An 18,915-nucleotide genomic window follows, 5' to 3' on the forward strand; every position below is an offset into this window, starting at 1 on the left:
CCATGACCAACCTCACCATCGGCAAGGCCATCAACGCCGGCCTGCGCGCGGCCATGGAGCACGACCCCAAGGTCCTCGTCATGGGCGAGGACGTCGGCCGGCTCGGCGGCGTCTTCCGGGTGACCGACGGCCTGCACAAGGACTTCGGCGCCGACCGCGTCATCGACACCCCCCTCGCGGAGTCGGGCATCGTCGGCACCGCCATCGGTATGGCGCTGCGCGGCTACCGCCCCGTGGTGGAGATCCAGTTCGACGGGTTCTTCTTCCCTGCGGCCAACCAGACCTTCACCCAGCTCGCCAAGATGCGCCGCCGCTCCGCGGGCGCCCTCAGCGTGCCCCTGGTCATGCGCATCCCCTACGGCGGCGGTATCGGCGCCGTGGAGCACCACAGCGAGTCGCCCGAGTCGTACTTCCTGCACACCGCGGGCCTGCGCGTGATCAGCGTCGCCAACGCCGTGGACGCCTACTGGATGATCCAGCAGGCGATCCGCAGCGAGGACCCGGTGATCTTCCTGGAGCCCAAGCGGCGCTACTACGAGAAAGCCGAGGTGGACACCGAGGCGTCCATCGCCGAGGCCGCCCCCATGGGCGCGGCCCGGGTCGCCCGCCCCGGCACCGACGTCACCCTGCTCGCCTACGGGCCCATGGTCAAGACCGCCCTCCAGGCGGCCGAGGCCGACACCGAGCACTCCATCGAGGTCATCGACCTGCGGTCGCTGGCCCCCGTGGACTACCCGACCGTCGTCGAGTCCGTCAAGAGGACGGGCCGCCTGGTGGTCGCCCACGAGGCCACGCTCACCGGCGGGCCGGGCGCGGAGATCGCCGCCCGGATCACCGAGGAGTGCTTCTACCACCTGGAGTCCCCGGTCATCCGCGTCGCCGCGTTCGACACCCCCTACCCGCAGTCGCGGCTGGAGGAGTACTACCTGCCGGACCTGGACCGGGTCCTGGACGGGGTCGACCGGGCGTTCGCGTACTAGGGGATCAGGGACACATGGCGATTCAGAAGAACGCCCCCGCGGTGGGCGGCGTGCACTCGTTCAAACTGCCCGACGTGGGCGAAGGCCTGGTCGACGCGGAGATCCTCACCTGGTTCGTCAAGCCCGGTGACGTGATCGAGGTCAACCAGAACATCTGCGAGATCGAGACGGCCAAGGCGGTCGTCGAGCTGCCGAGCCCCTTCGCGGGCACGGTCAAGGAGCTGCTGGTCGAGGAGGGGCAGACGGTGGACGTCGGCACGGTGATCATCACCGTGGACGACGGCACCGGCGGCGGTGACGACGCCGCGGCCCCGGCCGAGGAGGAGCGGGAGAAGCCGCTGGTGGGCTACGGCGAGAAGGCCGCCGCCACCCAGCGCCGCGCCCGCCGCCGCCCGGCCTCCTCCGGCCCGGTCTCCCCGGCACCGGCGCCCAGGCCGGCCGCCGCCCCGGCCCCGCCGGTTGCGGTGGCCCCCGCCCCCGTGGCCACGCAGGGCCGCCCGCTGGCCAAGCCGCCGGTGCGCAAGCTCGCCAAGGACCTGGGGGTGAACCTGGCGACGGTCGCCCCCAGCGGCGCGGGCGGGATCATCACCCGCGACGACGTCCACGCGGCGGCCCAGGGCGTGCAGGCCGCCCCGGAACCGGCCGCCGCGCCCCAGGAGGCGCCCGCGGCCGCCGCGGCGCCCGCCGGGTCGGTGGACCGGTCCGCGCGGGAGCGGCGGGTCCCGATCAAGGGCGTGCGCAAGGCGACCGCGGCGGCGATGGTGGGCAGCGCGTTCACCGCGCCGCACGTCACCGAGTTCCTCCAGGTGGACGTCACCCGCACCATGAAGGCGGTCGCGCGGCTGCGCGAGCACCCCGACTTCGCGGGTGTGCGGGTGTCGCCGCTGCTCATGGTCGCCAAGGCGCTGCTGCTGGCGATCAGGCGCAACCCGGACGTCAACGCGTCCTGGGACGAGGCGAACCAGGAGATCGTGGTCAAGGACTACGTGAACCTGGGGATCGCGGCCGCCACCGAGCGCGGCCTGGTGGTGCCCAACATCAAGGACGCCGGGGCCAAGACGCTGCCGCAGCTGGCGGTCGCGCTCAAGGAGCTCACCGAGACCGCCCGCGCGGGCAAGGTGACCCCCGCGGACATGTCCGGCGGCACGGTCACGATCACCAACGTGGGCGTGTTCGGAGTGGACGCGGGCACCCCGATCCTCAACCCGGGCGAGGCGGCGATCCTGGCCTTCGGCCAGATCCGCGACATGCCGTGGGTGCACAAGGGCAAGCTGAAGATCCGCAAGGTCACGACGCTGTCGCTGTCCTTCGACCACCGGCTGGTCGACGGGGAGCTCGGCTCGAAGGTGCTGCGCGATGTCGGCGCCGCGCTGGAGGACCCGGAGCTGACCTCGCTCGCCTGGGGGTAGTCTCCTGTGAACCGCACCGTCGGGGCTGACGGTGCGACGTGGCCCCCGGGGGAGACCCCGGGGGCCGCACTGTTCTCCGAGGCCTCTCTCCCGGGGCATCGCGGCGCACGGCGGCGGGGGCGGGCGGGTCCGGGGATTTTTTCGGGAACGGTCCGCGCGGGATGTCGAGGATCCGCGGGCGGCTCCGTCCCCGGGGCGGAGGCGGCCGGAGGGGCCGCACCGGAACAGAGGAGAGAGACCATGGCCAAGTACCTGCTGCTCAAGCACTACCGGGGCGCCCCGGCGGCGGTCAACGACGTGCCCATGGACCGGTGGACCCCGGAGGAGATCGCGGCCCACGTGCGGTACATGGACGACTTCGCCGCCCGGCTGGAGGAGACCGGGGAGTACGTCGACAGCCAGGCGCTCTCCCCCGAGGGCGTGTTCGTCCGCTACGACGGCGAGGGCCGGCCGCCGGTCACCGACGGGCCGTTCGCCGAGACCAAGGACCTCATCGCCGGCTGGATGGTGATCGACGTCGACAGCCACGAGCGCGCCGTCGAACTGGCCGGGGAGCTGTCGGCGGCCCCCGGCGCGGGTGGCCGGCCGATCCATGAGTGGCTCGAACTGCGCCCGTTCCTGGGCGCGGCGCCCACGGTCACGGAGTGACGCCGGAGTGGACGGGACACTGCTCCGGAGCCTCACCCCGGGCGTGATCGGCATCCTCGTCCGCCGCGGAGCCGACTTCGCGGCGGCCGAGGACGCCGTGCAGGACGCCCTGGTCGAAGCTGTCCGGGTCTGGCCGGACGACCCGCCGCGGGACCCGAAGGGCTGGCTGGTCACCGTGGCCTGGCGCAGGTTCCTCGACGCGGCCCGGGCTGACACCACCCGCCGCCGGCGGGAGGACCTCGTCGATGGGGAGCCGGAGCCCGGGCCCGTGTCCGGAGTGGACGACACGCTCTGGCTGTACTTCCTGTGCGCCCACCCGTCGCTGACGCCGTCGTCCGCGGTCGCGCTCACGCTGCGGGCCGTCGGCGGGCTGACCACCCGCCAGATCGCCCGGGCCTACCTGGTGCCCGAGGCGACCATGGCACAGCGCATCAGCCGGGCCAAGCGCACCGTCGCCGGCGCGCGGTTCGACCGGCCCGGCGATGTCGCCACGGTGCTGCGCGTCCTGTACCTGGTCTTCAACGAGGGCTACTCCGGCGACGTCGACCTCGCCGCGGAGGCGATCCGGCTCACCCGGGGGCTCGCGGCCGCGGTGGACCACCCCGAGGTGTCCGGGCTGCTCGCGCTCATGCTGCTCCACCACGCCCGGCGCACCGCCCGGACGGACGCCGACGGCGCCCTGGTGCCGCTCGCCGAGCAGGTCCGGGGCCGGTGGGACACCGCGCTGATCGCCGAGGGGGTGGGGATCCTCCAGGGGGCCCTGGCCCGGGACCGGCTGGGTGAGTTCCAGGCCCAGGCGGCCGTCGCGGCGCTCCACGCCGACGCGCCCACCGCCGAGGAGACCGACTGGGTGCAGATCGTCGAGTGGTACGACGAGCTCGTGCGCCTGACCGACAGCCCGGTCGTCCGCCTCAACCGGGCGGTGGCCGTCGGCGAGGCCGACGGGCCGCGCGCCGGGCTGGCGGCGCTCGCGGAACTGGACGACTCGCTGCCCCGCCACACCGCCGTGGCGGCGTACCTCCGCGAACGCGACGGGGACCTGGCGGAGGCGGCCCGCCTGTACGCGGAGGCGGCGCGGCGGGCGACCGATCTGGCCGAGCGGGACCACCTGACGCGCTGCGCGGCCCGGATCAACACCCGCCTGCGCGGCTGACGGGCCGGTGCCGGGGCCGGGGGCGTACGCGGGGGAGGAACGCGCAGGGGGCCGGTGCGCCGTGCGCACCGGCCCCGCCCGCGAGGCGGGATCCGCCCCCCAAGGGGGAGGGGGGCGGATCCACTACTGCTGTTGTTCCCCGGCGTGTCGGCCCGGACACCTTCGGTTTCCGCGGTCTCCGGATCGGCTCAGAACGGGAGGGCCACCATCCCGTACACCGCACCGGTCGCGGCCAGCGCGAGCCCGGCCAGGGCCGCCAGCGGCAGGTGCACCCGGGAGAACGGCCGCAGCCACCCGCGCACCAGGCAGACGCCCACGAACACCGCGGAAACCAGCGCCAGCACCGCCGTCACCGTCATCGGCAGCGTGAGGGCCGGGGAGCCCTCGGACAGCCAGACCTGGGCCCGGTTCAGGTCCGTCACCCCGTAGACCAGCAGCCCCGCCGCCGTGGCGGCGGCCAGCGCGGTCGAGGTCAGCAGCACGCGCGTGGCCAGTGTGAACCCGTTCCCGGACCGCTGGACCGGGACCAGGACCGTGGCCAGCACCAGCAGCGCCGCTCCGGCGACGACCAGGTGCAGGGAGGGGGAGCCCAGGGGGCCGGTGCGGGTGTACACGCTGGTCGGGTTCATGTCGGTGGCGATCGCCGCCACCTCGCCGTCGCGTTCGACGAACGCCAGGAGGTCCTCGCCGTTCTCGGCGGCGAACACCCCCTCGGACACCGGCAGCCAGCGGTCGTCCACGGCCAGGGCCCCGCTCACCGACAGCGTCCCGTCGCCCGCGTCGCGGACCGTCACGTTGTCGAACAGCGCCACCAGCCGGGCCGGGCCCGAGGCCGCCAGGCGGGAGGTGACGTAGGAGCCCTCGTAGGCGCCGAGGTCGGCGTCCGGGTCGGGTTCCCCCTCGGGGAGGGACTGGGGCGCGAAGGTGTCGGCGAACGCGCCGACCACCGCCATGCGCAGGTCGACCAGCGGGTTCGCCCCCGCCGCGTCGTCGCCGTTGACCGCGACGAACACGCCCGCGTCGAGACCGGGCACCACCGCGTACCCCGTGTGGACCCCCGCCAGGTCGCCACTGTGGCCGATGAGCGGGACCTCTCCCGCCCGCCACTGGTAGGTGCCGTAGCCCATCCCGGTGGTCTCCGGGTGCATCCCGGCGTGCTGCTCCAGCATCGCCTCGGCCACGCCCGGGGCCAGGGCCTGCTCCCCGTCGATCCGCCCGCCGTCCAGCAGCGCCTCCATGAAGCGGGCCATGTCGCCGACGGTGGTCACCGCCGCCCCCGCCGGGACGTCCCCGATGAAGGCGTCCCCGGCCGGGGTCCCGTCCGCCAGGTGCGAGGTCACCAGCGGCCGGTCGGCGCGGACGTCGGCGAGCTGCTCGAAGGAGGTGTCCTCCATGCCCAGCGGCGTGAACACGGTCTGCCGGACGTACTCCTCGAACGGGACCCCCGACACCTCCTGCACCACGTACCCCGCCAGCGCGATCCCATAGTTGGAGTAGCCGGTGTACTCGCCCGGGGCGAACAGCCGCTCCGGGACGGCGGTGCGCACGACCTCGTCGAGGGGCGTGCCCTCCTCCGCGCCGAGGCGTTCGACCACCTCGGCGAAGCCCGCGGTGTGGGTGAGCAGGTCGTGCAGGGTCACCGTGGGGCCGGTCAGGCGGGCCTCCTCGGGCAGGTACGCGTTGACGTCCTCGGCCAGGTCCAGGCGCCCCTCGCCGGCCAGGGTGAGCACGGCGGCCGCGGTGAACGACTTGGCCACGGACGCGGTGGGGAACAGGTGCTCCTCCGCGTCCAGCGGGGTGCCCTCGGCCAGGTCGGCGTACCCGTGGGCGGCGGTGGCGACCTGCTCGCCCTCCAGGACCACGGTCACGGCCGCGCCGGGGGAGCCGTACTCCTCCAGGAGTTCGGCCACACGGGTGTCGGTGAACTCGCGGGCGGTCTCCGGGGTCAGGGGAGTGGCCTCGACGGGGGCCGCCGGGGCCGCGGGGGCGGCGGCGCGGGCCGCCGGGGCGGCCGCGGCCGTGATGGCGGGCGCGGTGATCAGGAGTGCGGCCGCGCAGAGTGCGGCGGCGCTTCGGCCGGGCATGGTGACCTCTCGTCAGGGGGTTCCTCTCCCTTCGAAACTAGGGTTCGGACCCCTGCGGGCACACGGGCGCCGACCACCCGAACCGGGGTGGAGCTGGCTCCACCACCGAGGGGGAGCCGGGGCCCGGACCGTCCCCGGCGGGCCGGTTCCGGGCCGGAACCGACGGCCGAGGCCCGCCCCCGCGGCGGGGGCGGGCCTCACGGTCCGGGACGGTGCCGGGCGCTAGGGGCGGGCGCCGACCTCCCCGACCCAGCCCGACCAGACGTAGCCGACCTGCTCGGCGGTCAGCGGGTAGGACAGGCCGTAGTCCTCGGCGGAGCCGAGGGCGGGGTCCTCCGCCAGCAGGGTGGTGTCGCGGTACAGCAGCGCCCCGTTCCCGGCGTCGTAGAGGAAGCGGTACTCCGACACGGTCGCCCCGTCCTCCACCTCCACGGAGAACAGCTCTCCCTCACGGCCCAGCTGATCGGTGGCGGTGCCCAGGTGCTCCAGGCCGTCGAGCCCGGCGAGCACGCGCTGCACGGCCGCCTCCTCCGGGCCGGCCAGCGGCCGGGTCCCGTACAGGAACTCCACGGCGTTCACGATCCCGGCCGGGGAACCGTCCTCCGGGCCCTCCCCGAGCCCGGCGAGCACGTCCGCCAGGGCGTCCGGGTCGGTGGGCAGCTCGGCGGGCCAGACCAGGGAGGGGTGCAGGGTCTCCTCGGAGGACTCGCTTCCCTGCTCCAGGAACCGCTCGTGGTCGGCCTCCTCGCCGCCCTTGTCCAGCGGCGGCTGCGGGTGGGCGTCCGCCCGGTGCTCGCCGCCCGGGCCCGTCCACTCGTTCCACTCGTAGGGGACGTACCGGTAGCCGTGGGTCTCGTCGGGGTCGTCGTCCCCGGCGTTGGCGGTGAGCCGGATCAGCTGTGTCCCCGTGGTGGAGACGAAGGCGACGTCCCCCGAGCCCGGGGCCGGGCCGCGTTCCCCGGAGACCTCGGCCAGGGCGAGCAGGGCGTCGGTCCCGTCGACCGGGTCGCCGCCGACGACCTCGATCGGCTCGGGCGGGGCGGCGTAGGCGGCGGGGATGCCGCCCGGCTCGTCGGCGGGCAGGAGCAGGGTTCCGGCGCCCACGGCCAGGGCCGCGGCGGCGGCTCCGGCGGCCAGGACGGGGATGCGGCGCCACAGGGGTCGGGACACGGCGGGGGACTCCTCGATTCGGGCGATGGCGTTGGCGCGGGCCCGGTGGCGGGCCTCGGGGGCGGGGGCGGCGCCCGCTGCGGGGTCGGCGCCGTTCAGAGCGGAGCGCAGAGCGGTCAGGTCGTCCATGCCGCCTCCTTCGGGGCGTGGCCGGCGGGGTGTTCGTTCATGTGGGCGGTGAGTTTCTTGCGGGCCCGGTGCAGCCGGGCGCGGGCGGTGACGTGGGTGCAGCCGACGACCCGGGCGGCCTGGCGGCAGTCGAGCCCCTCCCAGGTCACGAGCATCACGAGTTCGCGTTCCGGTTCCGTCAGCCGGGCCAGGGCGGCCAGGGCCCCGGCGCGTTCGACCACCCGGTCGGCGTCGTCGGCGTGGACCGCCGAACCCGGCTGCCGGCCCAGGGACTCGGCGATCAGGTCCTGCCGGTGGTCCTTGCGCAGGTGGGCCAGGGTGATCCGGCGTGCGCAGGCGTACAGCCAGGGCAGTTCGCGCCCGGGCGGCAGGCGCTCGGCGCGGCGCCAGGCCACGGCGAACGCCTCGGAGGCGACATCGTCGGCGTGGTCCGGGCCCACCCGGCGCCGTGCGTAGCGGTAGACGGCGTCGTAGTGCTCCTCGAACATGGCGTTGAAGTCGCGCTGGCCGGAGTATGCGTCCCCGGCCGTGCCGCGTCTCATCGGCGTACCTCCCGTCCTCTCACCTGGATGTGTCGGGGGAGGGGGCGGGTGTTAGGGCGCGGTGCGGACTTTTTTTCCGGCCGGTCCGGCGGGGGCGGTCCGGCAGGGGTGGGCCCGGCGTCAGCCCAGCAGGAAGGTCACCGCGAAGAGCACCGGGACCGTCGCGAACGTGGAGATCAGCACGGTGTCGCGGACGGTGTCGACCTCGACGCCGAAGCGCAGGGAGTAGGTGAACACGTTCTGGGCCGTGGGCAGCGCCGCCAGCACCACCACCGCGAACAGGTCCGGGCCGGACAGGCCGAAGGCCAGGGCGCCCAGCGCCCACGCCACGAGGGGCTGCACGACGGACTTCAGGGCCACCGCGAACAGCACGGAGCCGCGCTGCGGGCCGCGCCCGGGCATGCCGGAGCCGTGCAGGGAGATGCCGAACGCGAGCAGCATCGCCGGGACCGCCATACCGCCGATCAGCTCGAACGGCTCCAGGAACGGGGCGGGCGGCGACCAGCCCACCGCCGAGACCGTCACCCCGGCCAGGGAGGCCAGCAGCAGCGGGTTGCGCACGGGGGTGCTCAGGGCACGGCGCAGCACCGGGCCCGCGCCGCGGACGTCGCCGCCGGACAGGTCCAGCACGGTCACGGCGACCGGGGCCATGACCAGCATCTGCGTCAGCAGGATCGGGGCCACCAGGGAGGCGTCGCCCAGGACGTAGGAGGCGATGGGCAGGCCCAGGTTCCCGGCGTTCACGTAGGAGGAGGTCAGCGCGGACATGGTGGTGCGGGAGACGCCCCAGCGGCGCAGCAGGCCGGTCGCGACCACGACGAGGACCACGGCCGCCACGCTCAGGGCGCTCACCACGACCTTGCCCGACCACAGCACCGACAGGTCGGTGTCGAGCAGGATCGTGAACATCAGCGCGGGGCCGGCCACGTAGAAGGCCAGGGCGCTGAGCACGTCGCGGGCGCCGTTGCCCAGGAGCGAGAGGCGTCCCAGCATGTAGCCGATGACGACGACGGTGGTGATGACGCCGAAACCGGTGACCACGCCGGACACGGCACCTCCAAGGGCTCGGGGACCTTTGGACGGTACCCCCGTACCGGGGAGGGCTGCCAGGGTGCGGGTCACACCGGCTACGCTCTACCGCACTCCCCACCCGTCCGGAAGGCGGTCCCCGTGGTCATCCGGAGAGCCCGTGCCGCGGCCCTGTGCGCGGCCGCAGCGGCGATCGTGTGCGCCGCGGCCCCTGCTCCGCACCCGGACCCGGTGGACCGCGCCTCCCACGGCGGGCCGGTGCACCGTCCCCGGGAGGTCGGCACGGTGTCGGAGGTGGCCTGGGAGTGGTCCGCGCCCGAGGGCCGGGGGCTCCACCGGGTGCTGGCCGGGGTCTCCGGCGCCCTGATGGTGCTCGACGACGGCGTCATCGCCCTGGCGGGGGACACCGGTGCGGAACTGTGGCACCACCGGGAGCGGGGCCGGCGCGTGGCGCGGGCCGCCGTCACCCCCGACCGGGAGACCCTGCTGCTGGCCTACGCGGGCGACGGCTTCCGGGACGTGCTGGCGCTGTCCACCGGGACCGGGGAGGTCGTCGGCGCGTACCGGGAGGGCGGGGGCCGGGAGGGCGGGGGTCGCGAGGAGGGGGAGCGCGGGGAGGAGCACCTCACCGACGGCCTGCGGGTCTCGGTCCGGGGCGGGGGCGCGGCGGTCACGGTGACCGCGTGCTCCCTGTTCGACGGCGGGCGGGCCTGGTCCCACGGGGTGGACCCGCCGGTCCCCGACCCGGAGGCCTTCCACCACGGGGACGTCGCCGTCACCCCCGGGGCGGTGGCCGTCACCGGCACCTTCACGGACGGGGACGGGGACCACACGGCCGTCGCGGTCGCGCTGGAGCCGGACACCGGGCGGGTCCTGTGGGAGCTGGAGTACGGGTTCACCGACCACACGGCGGCCGTCCCGGAGCTGACCGCCTCGCCGGACGGCGCGGTGCTGATGTGGGAGCTGCCGTACACCGACCCGGGCGGGCGGCTGCTCCACCGGCTGCTGGAACCGGCCACGGGGGAGGAGGTCCCGGGGACCTTCCTGCGCGACGTGGAGCGCCGCCGGGTCGCCTTCGGGGCGGACGGGTACGTGGACCACGCCTGGGACACCGACACGGACAAGGTCGAGTACCGGTACGTGGGGTTCGACGGCACCGTGCGGGAGGCGGTCACCGCCCCGGCCCGCCCGGGGGAGTCGGAGACCCACCGGGGGTGGTGGCTGTCCGACGGGGTGCTGCGCCTGCACTTCGTGGAGGGGCCCGACTCCGTCCGCGGGCCGGTGACCGCGGAGGTCCTCGCCTGGGACGGCGGGGTGCGCAGGATCCCGCTGGGTCCGGCCGCGGAGGGGACCCGGCCGGAGCCCGGGCCCCACGCCTACCGCGCGGGCCCGGTCGCCGTCCGGGTGCCGGGGGCCGTCCTGGTCACGGAGGACACCGAGCGGTGGCACGGGCCCGGACGGGTCGTCGCGCTGCGCTGACCCGCACGGGGCGCCGCGTGCCGGGGCGGTGCGGGTCGGGGCGGTGTGCGCCGGGGCGGCGCGTGTCCGCGGGGCACGCCTACTCGCGGGGCGAGGGCGGGGCCGAGGGCTCCGCCTCCTCTTCCTCCCGCGCCTCCTCCTCGGCTTCGCGCTCGGCCTCCTCCTCCGCCTCGCGGGCGGCCTCCCGGGCCGCCTCGCGCGCGGTGCAGACCTCGGCGGCGGGGGCGGAGGAGCCGTCCACCGCGATGACGGTGAAGCAGTACTCCATCGCGGTGTCCTCGGTGAGGACCTGCGCGGACACCACCCCGGGGCCGGTGCGGGCCAGGGTCGCCGGGTCGTGCCCCCGGGGGCCGCCGAGGACGAAGAAGGACGCGGTGCCGCCGCTGTTGTCGGTCCAGGTGAGCATGACGTTGCCGAGGTTGTCCTGGAGGGCGACCGCGGTGGGGGCGGCCACCTCCGGCGGGGCACTGGGCGAGACGGCCTCGTCGGCGGGCTCCTCGGACGGCCGCGGCTCCTCGGCGGGCTCCGCGGCGGCCGTCGTCTCCGCCGCGGGCCGCGGCGCCGCGGACGCGAACACGCCGGAGACGGCGGTGACCAGCAGGATGCCGCAGACCGAGACGGCGATGTGCAGGTGGCGGCGCCACCGGGAGGGGGTCTCGTCGAAGGCGGCGGGGAGCCGGCCGGCGGTGTCCTCCTCCTGCTCGATCGTGTCGACGGGCAGGAAGGAGGCCCGGCCGTCGCCCGTCCAGCCCTCCAGCCGCGACCAGGCGCGCAGCGGTGAGATCTCCTCGCCGCGCAGCTTGGCCATCATGATCTCGGCGGTCCCGCCGGCATCGACCGCGGGCAGCCTGCTCCCCTCCAGACCGGTCGGCGCGGCGGGCGGGGCGGGGTTCCACGTGGCCGCCGCCGGGTGCGGGCCGGACGGCGGCGCGTACGCCGGATGCGGGCCCGTGCCCGGGGCCGTGCCCTCGGGCGGCCGCACGGGGTGACCGCCGCCCGGGACGCCGGGAGGTGCGGGTGTCGCGGCGCCCCACGCGGCGGCCGGGTGCGGACCGGAAGGAGCCGCCGCGGGCGCGGACGGCGGGGTGTGGGCCGCGCCGGGGGGACCCGGCGGCCGTCCTCCCGAAGCAGGTCCGTGTCCGGGATACGGGCCGGAAGGGGCTGTCGCGGAGTGCGGTCCGGGCGCGGGGGGCCCTGGCACACCCGGGGCGGTGGGAGGCTCGGGCCCCCACGCGGCCGCCGCGGGGTGCGCGCCCGAAGGCGTGTGCGCCCCGGGAGCGCCCGGCCCCGGGGTCTCCACGGTGTGGCCGCTGGCCGGTGCGGCGGTTGCGTTCCACGTGGCCGCTGGGGGCTGCGCGCCGGAGGGGCCGGCGGTCGGGGCGGTGTGCGGTTGTGCCTCGGGGGGTGTACCGCCCGGAGCCGGTGTGGCGTGGGGTGCTTCCGAGAACCACGAGGCCGCTGTGGGGTGTGCGCCGGAGGGCACGCCCGGTGCGGGAGGTGCCGACGGTGCGGGAGCACCGGTGGAAGGCGCTTCCGGGTTCCATACGGACGCGGCGGACTGTACCCCGGAGGGTGCTGAGGCGGCTGCGTCCCATGCGGCTGAGACGGGGTGTGCGCCGGAGGGGGAGTCCGGTGCGGGAGGTGCCGACGGTGCGGGAGCACCGGTGGAGGGCATCTCCGGGTTCCAGGCGGACGCCGGGGGCTGCGCGCCCGAGGGTGCTGGGGCGCTTGTGTCCCAAGTGGCCGCGGCAGGGTGTGCGCCGGAGGGTGCGGTTGGCTGCGCGGGCGCGCTGGTGGAAGGGGGCTCAGGATTCCACGAGGCAGCCGCGGGCTGTACCCCGGAGGGTGCTGAGGCGGTCGCATCCCAGTCGGCCACGGCGGGATGCGCACCGGAGGGTGTCGCGGGATCGGCGGGCGGTGTTCCCGGGACCCACGAGGCGGCTGTGGGATGCGCGTCGGAGGGCACGCCCGGTGCGGGAGGTTGCGCGGGTGCGGGAGCGCCGGTGGGGGATGTCTCGGGGTTCCATGTGGCCGTCGGGGGCTGTACCCCGGAGGGGGCTGTGGCGGATGCGTCCCAAGCGGCTGCGGCGGGGTGTGCGCCGGAAGGCGCGGTCGGCTGCGCGGGTGCCGGAGCGCCGGTGGGGGATGCCTCGGGGGTCCAGGCGGCCGCCGGGGGCTGCACGCCGGAGGGGGTGGTGTGCGGCTGGGGCTCGGGGGCCGGGCGGGGGGACCGGGCCTGCTCGAAGGCGTTGGCGAAGGCCGCCGCGCTCGGGTAGCGCTCGCCGGGGTCCTTGGCCAGCGCGCGGGTGAGCACACCGCGCAGCTTGCGGGACACGTCGTCCCGGGGCACCGGCCGCACCTCGTGGGTGAGCACGCGCTCCGCGTACGTGCGCGGGTCGAACGCCCCCTCCGCGAACGGCGGCCGCCCCACCAGCAGCGTCCACACCGTCGACGCCAGCTGGTACACGTCCGACGCCGGGGTGCGGGGCTCGCCGCGCAGCGCCTCCGGCGCGGCGTGCAGGAACGACTCCGCCCGCGGGTCGGGCGGCGGCGGGGCCTCCCCCGGGCGGTGCACCGCACCGAACCCCGTCAGCACCGGGGTGCGACCCGCGCGCAGCACGTTCCCCGGGCACACGTCCCCGTGCAGCATCCCCCGCCGGTGCATCGCCTCCAGCGCCTCCGCGATCCGGCGCGCGACCGCCGCCGCCTCCTGCACCGGCGCCGGCCCCTTGCTCGCCAGCAGCTCCGCGAACGAGCCGTCCGGGTAGAACGGCAGCGCCACGAACACGTTCCCGTCCGCGGTGTTCCCCGCGTCCAGCAGAGGCACCACGCCGGGCACGCCGCTGAGGTCGCGCAGCCGTTCGAGCTCGGTCCGCCCGCGGTTCGACGGCATCACCTTGAGCACGACGTCGGCCCCGCTGGTGGACCGGGTCGCGCGCACGATGCGGGCTCGACGCCCCTGCGTCAACGGGACCGGCGTCTCGTACCCGGGCGCCCATGAGGACATGAGAGGAAGGACCCCCTAGGTGTGGGTGGACGGGCGGCGGGTCAGGGCCGCGCGGACGTCTCCTGGGCGTTCGCGCCCCACCCGCGTTCTTCGTTGACCTCCTGCTGTCTGCCGAAGGCCCCCACCAGGGCGATGACGCCGCAGATCAGCGCGACGAGGATGAGTCCGCCGATCACCGCGGGCCACACCTGCTGGCGCCGCCGCCAGTAGCGGCTGGACCCGTACAGCAGCGCCGACCGCAGCTGGCGGTGGCGCAGCGCGTCCGCCTGGAGGACGTACTTCTCCTCGTCGGGCGTGTAGTGGAACGCCTCGGGGAGCTGCGGCTCCGGGTCGGCCGGGGGAGGGGTGGACATCGTCGCCGAGCCTACTAGAACAGACCGTCCAGGTAACGGGTGAGCTTGCTGTAGTTGTCCGCGGTGTCACTGGTGGCCGCGATCAGCGTCGCGAACGCCGCGTTCACCTCGGAGAAGTGGGTGTCGAACTCCTGCGCCTTGCTCTGGAACTGCGGGCTGCCCGACCCCTCCCACTTGCTCACGGTGGACTCGGACTGCTCGTGGATCTGGCTCATGATCGCGGTGAACCGGCCCAGGTGCGCCTGCTGGTCCTCGGCCAGGCCCTGGATACCGGCGACGTCGCCGTAGACGTCGAAGTTGGAGGCTCCCATGGGGTACGCCCTTTCTCGAAAAAGAGGGAACGGGGGTCAGGCGTTGATCGGCCGGGAAAGCCCGCCGAGGTCGGCGGCGGACTGGCCGAGGACGTCACTCGATTCCTGGTCGGTGAGGTTGAACTGGCTCTGCCCCTCGTTCAACTTGATGCCGTTCTGGCCGCACCAGGTCATGAGCTCCTCGAAGCGCTCGGAGAGGGCCTGCTTGGCATCGTTGAAGTCCTTGAGGGACTGGCCCTGGAGGACGTTGGCGTCCTGGCTCATGTCGTCGATGAGCTGCCCCATCTGGGTTCGGAGATTGTCGGATTCCTGTCCGAGCTGTTCTCCGCCGCTCGCGAGGGCGTCGTGATTCTCAATACCGACGTGTGACATCGTGACCTTTCCGGTTGTTCGGGGGCGGGGGTTCCTCCGGGTGGCTTTTCGGCCACCGTGAGAAAGGAGGGGACGATACGGACGATAGTAAATTCCGGGCCTGAGGGTCAACGCGGGGCGGACATCCGAAATGTCTCATTCTGTAGGGCTTTCCGCGGGTACCGGAGTACGCACCCACCGTACGGCCAGCGGCCACCCGTCCATGGACGCGTCGTGGAACCGGGGGAACAGCTCCTCGGTCCCGGCGACCTCCCCGTCCTCGCCCAGGTCGATCCGGAACCAGGCGGTGGGCGTCTGCACCAGGGCCGCGTCGCGTTCCGCCGGCAGCGCGTACTGCTCGACGGGCCCGTCGGCGTCCTCCAGGACCCGGGCGGCGGTGTGCGCCTGTCCGTCGACGGACACCAGGTAGGCGCCGGCGGCGGGCTCGCCGCCGGTGGCGGCGGACCGCAGCAGGGCGGTCCCCGCGCCCCACACGGGCGCGTCGTCGAAGCTCTGCCAGGGGACGCCGTCGATGGTCAGGGTCGCGTTGACCACGCTGCCGGAGGTCTCGCGCACCACGAGGTTCCCGCCGCCGCTCACGGTGCGGGTCTGCACGCTGTCGCGGATGTGCAGGGCCCCGTCCGGGGTGAGCGACCAGTCGCTGGGCCGCCGGTTCTCGCCCAGCGGCAGGCTGCCCTCCTGGTTGGGGGTGCCCGCAGGGGCGTCCAGGGGCACCGACAGCACCCGGGGCGGGTTGGCGTCGGCGGGGTTGTCGGAGACGAACCACAGCCGGTCGCCGTGCACGGCCGGCGCGGACAGCACCTCCCCCGCGGGCGGGGTGATGCTCTCCACCGGCAGGTAGAAGAACGCGGAGGGCTCCTCCCCCTCGGTGGGCTCGGCGGTGGGCGGGGTCTCCTCGGAGTCCGTGAGGACGGCGACGTGGACGGCGTTGGGCTCGCGGGTGGCGTACACGTAGTACGTCCAGTCCTCGGAGAAGCGCGCGTGCACGGGCGGCGCGGTGGCCATGGGGTCGACGGAGCCGTCGGGCAGGTCGAACCGGTGCAGGGGGCGCCCCGTCTCCGCGTCGTGGAAGACCAGGGCCTGGTCGGCCTCGGGGTCGCCGCCCTCGTAGCCGCGGTGCACGAGGGCCAGGCCGACGGGTCCCTCCTCGGCGAGGTCCTCGACGGTCCCGGGGGTCTCCTCGCCGGGTTCGTCCGCCGCTGTGCCTGTGCAGGCGGTGAGCGCGAGCAGGCACACGGTCAGAGCCAGGGTGCGCCGCATGGGGGACTGCCTTTCGGGGGAACGGTGCCGGGTTCCGAGCGTGCGAGGGGTGGGATGCCCATAGGAAGATTACGGTTCGACCGGTGACAAAACGTTCACCGGTGGGACTCGGAATGGAACGCGGTACCCGCGAACGCGAGGTGACGGGGCGGTCCCGGTGCGCTCCGATGGCCGGTTCCGGCCACGCTGGCGGCGGCGGTGTCCCCTGCCCGGGGCGGAGTCCTGGGACTTTCAGTCGAGGCGTTCCACGGGCCCGTCCATCGGGTCGACACCAACCGCTGCTCCTCTCGGAACGGCCGCCCCCTGCGGCCGCCAGAGCGCTCCCGGCACCCCGTCAGGCGGCCTCTCACTGCTGTTCATCGCCGCGCATCGACGGCGGTCGACTGGGATGGCGGACCGAGGGGTTCCGAAGCGGCCTTCGCGTCGACCGTGGATGCCCGGATGTGCCGACCGCCGCAGCCCGGCGGCAGTCCGTCCCGGGTCAATGGGGCCCGGTCCGTCCGTGGGGCGGGGACAGGGCGGAGGGTGGCGCGGTATCTATTGTCGAATCTGTTGAGAGAGGGTCGTGTCCGGACTTTCCGAGCGAAGTGTCGTCCGGAACGATCAAGGAGAGAGGTTCATGCATTGAAGTCATCGACTATTTTCGGGGTGGAATTCGAGACTGCTTGAGGGTGCTTCCTTCTGGGGGTGGCGATCTTGGAAGAATTCTTTGTTTCGATGTTTCTAGTGATGCGGACGGGGATGTCGAGTGGTATGTGACGGCTTTCATCGAAAGGCGTGATCGGTATGCGTATTTCTTTGGAGGGGGAGGGTGGTCCGGAGGGTTGTCCGATTGCTCTGTTGAAAACCCGGTTTCTGTCCCTTGGGTTTTCGGTCTTCCTGTTCGGGGTGGCCGGGTGTTCGATCGGTTCCGGACCTGAAGCGGAGCCGGAGCCGACTCCATGGCACGAGTGGCATGATGCCGAGTGGGTGACCCGGACAGCGCGGATCGCGGTCCTGGACCGGATGGTGGAGGAGTACGGATCAGAAGAGGCTCTGTCCGGAGCCGGTGAAGAGGGCATCGAGGCTCTGGTGGAGAACGGGATTCTTGTATCTACGGAGGAAGGCTTTCGGGTGGAGCAGGATCCCGAGGACGGTTGGGCTCCCTGGGAAGAGTTCGCATACGACCTGAACCTGATCGATGACACCCTTGACCGCCTCCTGCGTGAGAACATCGTGGGCTGGTGCGGAGACGAAGTATCCGGTGAAGTCTTCGTTGATGATTACAAGGACCGGTTCGTGGACACCTTCGATTCGCAGGAGGAGTATCGCGAGAGCATCGCCGACTACGTCGACTGCGGTGACGGGCGCTTGTGAAGCCCGCTGAACCGTGTTCTCCCGAGAATGGATGTAGGAATGCCATGTGCTACCGAATGTTCTTGCGAAGTGAAGCGTGGGCGGCGGGGATCGTTCTCGCGCTTTTGACCACGGCCTGTGGAGTTCACGAGGAGGCCTCACGGCCGCTGCACCGCACCGGTGACGAGGCCTTCCAGGCTCCGGATCCGGTCACTTCGGTCTCCGGGGTCGGCTGGGAGTGGGAACCGCCCGAGGGTGCTCGGGCCCGTGACGTCCATTCGACTCCTGTCGGGGCCGTGGTGGAACTCGACAGCGGATTCGTCGGACTTCGGGGCGATACCGGTGAGGAAGTGTGGACCTATACGGTCCCCGGCGTCGATGAGGTTCACACCGAGATCTCCTCCGACGGCACTCGAGCGGCCGTGCGCTACACCGATGGCGAGGGGGAATCCGTCGCGGTCCTACTCGACACCTCGACCGGCTCGATCGTGTTGGAGGACGCCCACTGGGACGGGGATTCTCGCTTGCCGGGTGCGGAACTCCAGATCCGTCGCCACTACGACGAGGACGGCTTTTCCGTGGAGGCCGCCGGTCTGGACGACGGACGGACCGCGTGGCGCCAGGAGGAACCCGTGACGTGTTCCGAGGGGCCCTCCCGGCAGGTCCGGGGCACTTACCACGTTGACGCGGTCGTGCTTTTGGCCTACTGCGCCGACGATGTGTCAGAGGAGGCCATGTACTCGGCCGGACAGCAGGCCACCCACCTCCTCGCAGCCCTGGACCCCGGCAGCGGGCGGGAACTGTGGCGCTACGAGGTCTCAGTGGACGACACCCAGGGTTACTTTCCGGAGAGCCGACTGACCCGGTACGGGGACACGCTGGTGGTGAAGCTGCCGGGGGTTCCGGAACAACTGCTGTTCGACACGGCCACAGGCGATCTCCTTGAGGAGGTTCCCGGGCACGTTCTCGATGTGACCGCGGAGGCCTACCTGGCCCGCATGGGAACGATCGAGGAGCCTGTGTTCGAGCTCCGGGGGTTCGACGGCCAGGTTCTCCACGCGATTCCCACCGATCCCGGGGATGTCGTGGCGGTCGTGGACGAGGACCTGCTGGGGCTTCGCGTGGAGCGCGGCCCGGACGGCGACACGATCGATGTCGAGGTCACGCCTTGGCAGGGCGGGGACGGCACTCTTGTGGAGACCGGTCTGGTCGTGGAGTCCGCGGACAGGGGTGAGCCGGGCCGTCTGCTCAGGGTGCCGGGTGCCGTGCTCCTGTACCCGTCGGTCGACTCGTCGACGGGGGACGACGCGATCGAGCACATCGTCGCCCTCCAATGACGCGGTTCGGAACGGCTCTGGTTCCGGTGGAGCCCGCGGACGGGAACGGGCCGTCGCCTGAGGTGGGGAGGCGGACGACCCCGTGCCTCACGCGCGTGCGGGTACGCGATGGCCCCTACCTCTTCACGCGGACGGACAGGGCGGTCCGGCGTGCCGTAGCGCGGTCCCGGCCACGGCTGCGCCGGGGCCGTTCCGGTAAGGCCTGAGAGCCCTTCGGAACCGGGGAGGCCGCGGGGGAGGACGCCACCGGATGCCGGCCTGCGGGGACGGACGGACCGGAACCGTGGCCGGTTCCGGCCAGGTGGGCGCGGGGAGGC

General features: G+C 73.6%; 16 protein-coding genes and 1 pseudogene. 7 read left to right on the forward strand and 10 right to left on the reverse strand.

The features are described from left to right. Positions 1–2: 2 nt before the first annotated feature. The 4 genes from K1J57_RS10865 (at position 3) to K1J57_RS10880 (ending at position 4,190) form a co-directional block, all read left to right on the forward strand. Entirely contained in the window at positions 3–980 is a 978-nt protein-coding gene (locus K1J57_RS10865; RefSeq protein WP_220564321.1) for an alpha-ketoacid dehydrogenase subunit beta, read from the forward strand. A 14-nt stretch (positions 981–994) separates the two neighbouring features. After that, entirely contained in the window at positions 995–2,389 is a 1,395-nt protein-coding gene (locus tag K1J57_RS10870) for a dihydrolipoamide acetyltransferase family protein (RefSeq protein WP_220564322.1), read from the forward strand. A gap of 240 nt (positions 2,390–2,629) precedes the next feature. After that, the gene (locus K1J57_RS10875) at positions 2,630–3,037 is read left to right on the forward strand and encodes a YciI family protein (protein ID WP_220564323.1); all 408 of its coding nucleotides are present in this window, start codon (positions 2,630–2,632) and stop codon (positions 3,035–3,037) included. A gap of 7 nt (positions 3,038–3,044) precedes the next feature. Next, positions 3,045–4,190, forward strand: coding sequence for an RNA polymerase sigma factor (locus K1J57_RS10880; RefSeq protein ID WP_220564324.1), 1,146 nt, complete (start codon positions 3,045–3,047; stop codon positions 4,188–4,190). A 188-nt stretch (positions 4,191–4,378) separates the two neighbouring features. Here the strand turns inward: K1J57_RS10880 and K1J57_RS10885 are convergent, their stop codons facing one another. From K1J57_RS10885 to K1J57_RS10900, 4 genes are all read right to left on the reverse strand, one after another. After that, positions 4,379–6,274: a serine hydrolase gene (locus K1J57_RS10885; RefSeq protein WP_220564325.1), complete on the reverse strand. Its 1,896-nt coding sequence runs from the start codon at positions 6,272–6,274 to the stop codon at positions 4,379–4,381. 222 nt (positions 6,275–6,496) lie between these two features. After that, positions 6,497–7,573: a CU044_5270 family protein gene (locus K1J57_RS10890; protein ID WP_220564326.1), complete on the reverse strand. Its 1,077-nt coding sequence runs from the start codon at positions 7,571–7,573 to the stop codon at positions 6,497–6,499. Beyond that, positions 7,561–8,115 carry an RNA polymerase sigma factor gene (locus tag K1J57_RS10895; protein WP_220564327.1) on the reverse strand — a complete coding sequence of 185 codons (555 nt, stop codon included), beginning with the start codon at positions 8,113–8,115 and terminating at the stop codon, positions 7,561–7,563. The genes K1J57_RS10890 and K1J57_RS10895 overlap by 13 nt, the downstream gene beginning before the upstream one ends. A 120-nt stretch (positions 8,116–8,235) precedes the next feature. Then, positions 8,236–9,165 carry an AEC family transporter gene (locus K1J57_RS10900; protein ID WP_220564328.1) on the reverse strand — a complete coding sequence of 310 codons (930 nt, stop codon included), beginning with the start codon at positions 9,163–9,165 and terminating at the stop codon, positions 8,236–8,238. Positions 9,166–9,285: 120 nt separating this feature from the next. Between K1J57_RS10900 and K1J57_RS10905 the strand changes: the two genes are divergently transcribed. After that, positions 9,286–10,623 carry a PQQ-binding-like beta-propeller repeat protein gene (locus K1J57_RS10905; RefSeq protein WP_220564329.1) on the forward strand — a complete coding sequence of 446 codons (1,338 nt, stop codon included), beginning with the start codon at positions 9,286–9,288 and terminating at the stop codon, positions 10,621–10,623. A 79-nt stretch (positions 10,624–10,702) separates the two neighbouring features. On the opposite strand, the gene K1J57_RS10910 is transcribed toward K1J57_RS10905, so the two are convergent. The 6 genes and pseudogenes from K1J57_RS10910 to K1J57_RS10935 form a co-directional block, all read right to left on the reverse strand. Beyond that, positions 10,703–11,605, reverse strand: coding sequence for a hypothetical protein (locus tag K1J57_RS10910; RefSeq protein ID WP_220565943.1), 903 nt, complete (start codon positions 11,603–11,605; stop codon positions 10,703–10,705). Between the two features lie 1,338 nt (positions 11,606–12,943). After that, positions 12,944–13,630: pseudogene (locus K1J57_RS10915) on the reverse strand (protein kinase); the annotation flags it as partial. Positions 13,631–13,671: 41 nt separating this feature from the next. After that, a complete protein-coding gene (locus K1J57_RS10920) occupies positions 13,672–13,983 on the reverse strand; it encodes a hypothetical protein (RefSeq protein WP_220564330.1) in 312 nt (103 codons plus the stop codon). 14 nt (positions 13,984–13,997) lie between these two features. Further along, on the reverse strand, positions 13,998–14,294 hold the full coding sequence (locus tag K1J57_RS10925; protein ID WP_220564331.1) for a WXG100 family type VII secretion target: 297 nt from the start codon (positions 14,292–14,294) through the stop codon (positions 13,998–14,000). Between the two features lie 36 nt (positions 14,295–14,330). Beyond that, the gene (locus K1J57_RS10930; protein WP_255646960.1) at positions 14,331–14,579 is read right to left on the reverse strand and encodes a hypothetical protein; all 249 of its coding nucleotides are present in this window, start codon (positions 14,577–14,579) and stop codon (positions 14,331–14,333) included. Between the two features lie 222 nt (positions 14,580–14,801). Next, positions 14,802–15,926, reverse strand: a complete 1,125-nt coding sequence (locus K1J57_RS10935) for a hypothetical protein (RefSeq protein ID WP_220564333.1) — start codon at positions 15,924–15,926, stop codon at positions 14,802–14,804. Between the two features lie 777 nt (positions 15,927–16,703). Between K1J57_RS10935 and K1J57_RS10940 the strand changes: the two genes are divergently transcribed. Both K1J57_RS10940 and K1J57_RS10945 read left to right on the forward strand, forming a co-directional pair. Further along, on the forward strand, positions 16,704–17,282 hold the full coding sequence (locus K1J57_RS10940) for a hypothetical protein (RefSeq protein WP_220564334.1): 579 nt from the start codon (positions 16,704–16,706) through the stop codon (positions 17,280–17,282). Between the two features lie 275 nt (positions 17,283–17,557). Next, the gene (locus K1J57_RS10945; RefSeq protein ID WP_220564335.1) at positions 17,558–18,598 is read left to right on the forward strand and encodes a PQQ-binding-like beta-propeller repeat protein; all 1,041 of its coding nucleotides are present in this window, start codon (positions 17,558–17,560) and stop codon (positions 18,596–18,598) included. Positions 18,599–18,915: the final 317 nt, after the last annotated feature.

Source organism: Nocardiopsis sp. MT53 (assembly GCF_019598965.1).
GTDB classification, from domain to species: Bacteria; Actinomycetota; Actinomycetes; order Streptosporangiales; family Streptosporangiaceae; genus Nocardiopsis; species Nocardiopsis changdeensis.

Excerpts from the sequence above, each read along its gene's own strand:
- K1J57_RS10865 (WP_220564321.1), top strand. The coding sequence starts at position 3 with ATGACCAACCTCACCATCGGCAAGGCCATCAACGCCGGCCTGCGCGCG.
- K1J57_RS10870 (WP_220564322.1), top strand. The coding sequence starts at position 995 with ATGGCGATTCAGAAGAACGCCCCCGCGGTGGGCGGCGTGCACTCGTTC.
- K1J57_RS10875 (WP_220564323.1), top strand. The coding sequence starts at position 2,630 with ATGGCCAAGTACCTGCTGCTCAAGCACTACCGGGGCGCCCCGGCGGCG.
- K1J57_RS10885 (WP_220564325.1), bottom strand. The coding sequence starts at position 6,274 with ATGCCCGGCCGAAGCGCCGCCGCACTCTGCGCGGCCGCACTCCTGATC.
- K1J57_RS10890 (WP_220564326.1), bottom strand. The coding sequence starts at position 7,573 with ATGGACGACCTGACCGCTCTGCGCTCCGCTCTGAACGGCGCCGACCCC.
- K1J57_RS10895 (WP_220564327.1), bottom strand. The coding sequence starts at position 8,115 with ATGAGACGCGGCACGGCCGGGGACGCATACTCCGGCCAGCGCGACTTC.
- K1J57_RS10920 (WP_220564330.1), bottom strand. The coding sequence starts at position 13,983 with ATGTCCACCCCTCCCCCGGCCGACCCGGAGCCGCAGCTCCCCGAGGCG.
- K1J57_RS10925 (WP_220564331.1), bottom strand. The coding sequence starts at position 14,294 with ATGGGAGCCTCCAACTTCGACGTCTACGGCGACGTCGCCGGTATCCAG.
- K1J57_RS10930 (WP_255646960.1), bottom strand. The coding sequence starts at position 14,579 with ATGGGGCAGCTCATCGACGACATGAGCCAGGACGCCAACGTCCTCCAG.
- K1J57_RS10935 (WP_220564333.1), bottom strand. The coding sequence starts at position 15,926 with ATGCGGCGCACCCTGGCTCTGACCGTGTGCCTGCTCGCGCTCACCGCC.